We start from the raw sequence: 4,949 nt of genomic DNA on the forward strand, positions 1-4,949 counted from the left end.
GGGCGCGGGGGTGTCAGGAGTGCTCACGGAAACCGACACTATAACGGCGACGGTAGCGGCCTCAGTCGCGGGTCAGGACGTCCTCGATCGCCTCGGCCGTCGGCGCGCAGTCACCGGCCCCGGGAACCAGCGTCGCCAACGCGCCTGCGGCACAGGCCCTCCGCAGTGCCAGCCCGGGGTCCTCGGGCCAGTAGGCCGCCAGCACCCCGGCGAACACGTCCCCGGCACCCGAGGTGTCGACGGCCTCCACGGCGGGTGCCTCGGCCTGCACCTCGCCCGCCTCGCTGCGCCACAGCGCCCCGCCGGCGCCGCGGGTGACGACCCGGTGGGGCACCGGCCACGGCCACCCCGCGGACTCGGACTCGTTGACGACGACGACGTCGGTGAGCCCGGCCAGCTCGGGCAGCAGCGGGTCGGCGCACCGCGGTGAGGCGTTGACCATCACGGTGGCGCCGGCGGCGCGGGCGGTGCGGGCGGCCACCAGCGCCGCCTCCACCGGGATCTCCAGCTGCAGCAGCACCACCTCGGCGCCGGCCACGATGTCGCGCAGCGGCCGGGAGTCCAGGCTCAGGTGGGCGTTGGCCCCCGGCGACACCACGATCAGGTTCTCGGCCGCCTGGTCGACGACGATCACCGCGGACCCGCTGGGCACCGGCAGCGTGACCAGCCCGCGCACCCCGACGTCGTTGGCCCGCAGATGGGCCCGCAGCGTCACCCCGGCGGCGTCCTCGCCGACCGCGGCGACCAGCTGGACCGCCCCGCCGGCCCGGGCCGCGGCCACCGCCTGGTTGCCGCCCTTGCCGCCGGGACCGGTGTGCGCCGAGGAGGCCAGCACCGTTTCGCCGGGCCCCGGCAGTGCCGCCACCTCGTAGACGGTGTCGAGATTCAGGCTGCCCACCACGCAGATCCGCGCCATCCGTTTCTCCTATGTCACGAAGCGGCCGGTTGGCAAGGCCCTGTTCGGTGTCGTGGTCGGCGCGGGAACGGCCGAACCCGACTCGGCCAACCCGCCGCATACCCGATACGCTGGGCTAATGAGTCTGCAAGCATCGACGCTGGCGGAGCCGACCGCTGACCTGCGTGACCAGGTCCACGAAGCCGCCAGGCGGGCCCGCGTGGCCGCGCGGGTACTGGGCACGCTGAACACCGTCGCCAAGGACCGCGCCCTGCACGCGGCCGCCGACGCCGTGCTGGCCAACGCGACCGCCGTGCTGGCCGCCAACGCCGAGGACGTCGAGATCGCCCGGGCCGCCGGCACCCCGGAGGCGATGATCGACCGGCTGGCGCTGACCAGCCAGCGCATCGACGGCATCGCCGCCGGCCTGCGCCAGGTCGCCGGGCTGCCCGACCCGGTCGGCGAGGTGCTGCGCGGACGGACCCTGCCCAACGGGCTGCAGCTGCGTCAGCAGCGGGTGCCGCTGGGCGTGGTGGGCATGGTCTACGAGGGCCGGCCCAACGTCACCGTCGACGCGTTCGGTCTGACCCTCAAATCGGGCAACGCGGTGCTGCTGCGCGGCAGCTCCTCGGCCGCGCACTCCAACGCCGCCCTGGTGGCGGTGCTGCGCGCCGCGCTGACCGCCGAGGGCCTGCCCGCCGACGCCGTGCAACTGCTGCCCAGCGCCGACCGCGCCAGCGTCACCCACCTGATCCAGGCCCGCGGACTCATCGACGTCGTGATCCCGCGCGGGGGAGCCGGACTGATCGACGCCGTGGTCCGCGACGCCACCGTGCCCACCATCGAGACCGGGGTCGGCAACTGCCACGTCTACGTGCACGCCGCCGCCGACCTCGACATGGCCGAACGAATCCTGCTCAACTCCAAGACCCGCCGGCCCAGCGTGTGCAACGCCGCCGAGACCCTGCTGGTGGACGCGGGCGTCGCCGGGCAGGCGCTGCCCCGGCTGATCGGCGCCCTACAGGACGCCGGGGTCACCGTGCACATCGACCCGTCCGAGGAGGAGCTGCGCGCCGAGTTCCTGTCCCTGGACATCGCGGTGGCCGTCGTCGACGGCCTCGACGCCGCCGTCGACCACATCAACACCTACGGGACCGGCCACACCGAGGCCATCGTCACCACCGATCTGTCCGCGGCCCAGCGGTTCACCGAACGGGTCGACGCGGCCGCGGTGATGGTCAACGCGGCGACCTCGTTCACCGACGGCGAGCAGTTCGGTTTCGGCGCCGAGATCGGCATCTCGACCCAGAAGCTGCACGCCCGCGGCCCGATGGGGCTGCCCGAACTGACCTCGACCAAGTGGATCGTCTGGGGAGACGGCCACATCCGACCCGCCTGAGAACCGCCGAGACCGGCGCCCACCGCTGAGGAGATCACTTGGACACCCCCGCCCGGCACGCCCCGATGTTCGCCGACATCGACGATGTCGCCCGCAGGCTCGCCGAGACCGGCTACCTTCCCGACACGGCCACCGCGACGGCGGTGTTCCTCGCCGATCGGCTGGGTAAGCCGCTGCTGGTGGAGGGTCCCGCCGGGGTCGGCAAGACCGAACTGGCCCGCGCGGTGGCCCAGTGCACCGGGTCGGGACTGGTGCGGCTGCAGTGCTACGAGGGTGTCGACGAGGCACGCGCGCTCTACGAGTGGAACCACGCCAAGCAGATCCTGCGGATCCAGGCCGCTACCGACCGGACTGCCGGCTCGGCCGGCGGCGATGACTGGGAGCAGACCAAGACCGACGTGTTCAGCGAGGAGTTCCTGCTGTCGCGTCCGCTGCTGACCGCCATCCGGCGCACCGAGCCCACCGTGCTGCTCGTCGACGAGACCGACAAGGCCGACATCGAGATCGAGGGCCTGCTGCTGGAGGTGCTCTCCGACTTCGCGGTCACCGTGCCCGAGCTGGGCACCATCACCGCCACCCGGCCACCGTTCGTGGTGCTGACCTCCAACGCCACCCGGGAGCTCTCCGAGGCGCTCAAGCGGCGCTGCCTGTTCCTGCACATCGATTTCCCCGATCCCGAGCTGGAACGACGAATCCTGTTGTCCCGGGTGCCCGAGCTGCCCGAGGCGATGGCTGCCGAACTGGTCCGCATCATCGGCGTGCTGCGCGGGATGCAGCTCAAGAAGCTGCCCTCGGTGGCCGAGACCATCGACTGGGGCCGCACCGTGCTGGCGCTGGGCATGGACACCATCGACGACGCCACCGTCGCCGCCACCCTCGGGGTGGTGCTCAAACATCAGTCCGACCAGCAGAAAGCGGCCGGCGAGCTGCATCTGAACTAGAGGAGTACCGATGGCGGTCCGGCGCACGCGCCCACCCCAGCCCCTGGCCCCGCACGGGATCCCCGGGCACCTCGTGGCCTTTGTCGAGGCGCTGCGCGCGCAGGGGATCGCCGTCGGCCCGTCGGAGACCGTCGACGCCGGCCAGGTGCTGGCCACCCTCGGTCTCGGCGACCGGGAGGTGCTGCGCGAGGGGCTGGCCTGCGCGGTGCTGCGGCGATCGGACCACCGCGAGACCTACGACGCGATGTTCGACCTGTGGTGGCCCTCGGCGCTGGGCGCCCGGGCCGTCGTCGACGACGCCGAGGCCGGCGCTGAGTCGGACACCCCGCCGCTGCCGCCCGACGACGTCGAGGCCATGCGGGCCATGCTGGCCGACCTGCTCACCCAGAACGAGGACCTGGCCGACCTCGACGACCGGTTGGCGGCGATGATCGCCCAGATCGTGGAGGCCTACGGGCGCTACAACTCCAGCCGTGGGGCGTCGTACTCGTCGTATCAGGCGCTCAAGTCGATGGCGCTGGACGAGCTGGAGGGCAAGCTGCTGGCCGGTCTGCTCGCACCCTACGGTGACCAACCCACCCCCACCCAGGAGCAGATCGCGAAATCGCTTGCCGCCCAGCGGATCAACCAGATCCGCAAGATGGTCGAGGCCGAGGCCAAGCGCCGCACCGCCGAGCAGCTGGGGCGCGAGCACGTGCAGATGTACGGGGTGCCGCAGCTGGCCGAGAACGTGGAGTTCCTGCGCGCCTCCGGCGAACAGCTGCGTCAGATGCGCCGGGTGGTGGCCCCGCTGGCGCGCACCCTGGCCACCCAGCTGGCCGCGCGGCGGCGCCGGCACCGGGCCGGGCAGATCGACCTGCGCAAGACACTGCGCAAGTCGATGTCCACCGGCGGGGTGCCGATCGACGTGGTGCTGCGCAAACCCCGCCCGGCGCGCCCGGAACTGGTGGTGCTCTGCGACGTCTCGGGGTCGGTGGCCGGGTTCAGCCACTTCACCCTGATGCTGGTGCACGCGCTGCGTCAGCAGTTCTCCCGGGTGCGGGTCTTCGCCTTCATCGACACCACCGACGAGGTGACCCACCTGTTCGGGCCCGACGCCGACCTGGCGGTGGCCGTGCAGCGCATCACCCGCGAATCCGGGGTGTACACCCGCGACGGGCACAGCGACTACGGCCACGCCTTCGTGTCGTTCCTGGACAAGTACCCCACGGTGCTGTCGCCGCGCAGCTCGCTGCTGGTGCTCGGCGACGGGCGCAACAACTACCGCAACCCCGAGACCGATCTGCTCAGCCACATGGTCACGGCCAGCAGGCACGCGCACTGGCTCAACCCCGAACCCCGGCACCTGTGGGGCAGCGGCGACTCGGCGGTCCCGCGCTACGAGGACGTCATCACCATGCACGAGTGCCGCTCGGCCAAGCAGTTGGCCGGTGTGATCGACCAGCTGCTGCCGGTCTGAGGCCGCCGGCGGGTGCCGGGGCGGGCGGCGCATCCTCGCCGATCTCGGTGGGCGCGTGGCTCCAGTAAGCTGGCCTACCGTGCAAACGGCCAGGGAACGGCCCCGCCGAAGGGTGGCTCTTATAACAATCTGACGCTGCCGACGATACTCCGAGTGGAGATTTCGGTGGGTGCTGGATCATGGATAACAAAAGTACAAGTCCAGCACACAACACATAAGCACACCAGACATCGCAAGTCACAACACAATAGCGCA

4 protein-coding genes are annotated in these 4,949 nt (G+C 71.6%); 3 read left to right on the plus strand and 1 reads right to left on the minus strand.

The annotated features are described in order from the left end of the window. Positions 1-61: 61 nt before the first annotated feature. Positions 62-916 carry a ribokinase gene (locus tag CSR00_RS29390; RefSeq protein ID WP_099025880.1) on the minus strand — a complete coding sequence of 285 codons (855 nt, stop codon included), beginning with the start codon at positions 914-916 and terminating at the stop codon, positions 62-64. A 118-nt stretch (positions 917-1,034) separates the two neighbouring features. On the opposite strand from CSR00_RS29390, the gene CSR00_RS29395 reads away from it, so the two are divergent. Genes CSR00_RS29395 through CSR00_RS29405 form a run of 3 tightly spaced genes read left to right on the plus strand, consistent with a single transcriptional unit; the run spans position 1,035 to position 4,694 of the window. Then, entirely contained in the window at positions 1,035-2,294 is a 1,260-nt protein-coding gene (locus CSR00_RS29395) for a glutamate-5-semialdehyde dehydrogenase (RefSeq protein ID WP_099025881.1), read from the plus strand. Between the two features lie 38 nt (positions 2,295-2,332). Continuing rightward, positions 2,333-3,235, plus strand: coding sequence for an AAA family ATPase (locus CSR00_RS29400; protein WP_099025882.1), 903 nt, complete (start codon positions 2,333-2,335; stop codon positions 3,233-3,235). 10 nt (positions 3,236-3,245) lie between these two features. Next, positions 3,246-4,694 (plus strand): vWA domain-containing protein, encoded by a 1,449-nt coding sequence (locus tag CSR00_RS29405; protein ID WP_099025883.1) that lies wholly within the window; start codon positions 3,246-3,248, stop codon positions 4,692-4,694. Positions 4,695-4,949: the final 255 nt, after the last annotated feature.

Source organism: Mycolicibacterium palauense, assembly GCF_002592005.1.
In the GTDB taxonomy this organism is placed as follows: Bacteria; Actinomycetota; Actinomycetes; order Mycobacteriales; family Mycobacteriaceae; genus Mycobacterium; species Mycobacterium palauense.

Bases quoted from the DNA above. Each gene is read 5' to 3' on its own strand.
- CSR00_RS29390 (WP_099025880.1), bottom strand. From the start codon at position 916: ATGGCGCGGATCTGCGTGGTGGGCAGCCTGAATCTCGACACCGTCTAC.
- CSR00_RS29395 (WP_099025881.1), top strand. From the start codon at position 1,035: ATGAGTCTGCAAGCATCGACGCTGGCGGAGCCGACCGCTGACCTGCGT.
- CSR00_RS29405 (WP_099025883.1), top strand. From the start codon at position 3,246: ATGGCGGTCCGGCGCACGCGCCCACCCCAGCCCCTGGCCCCGCACGGG.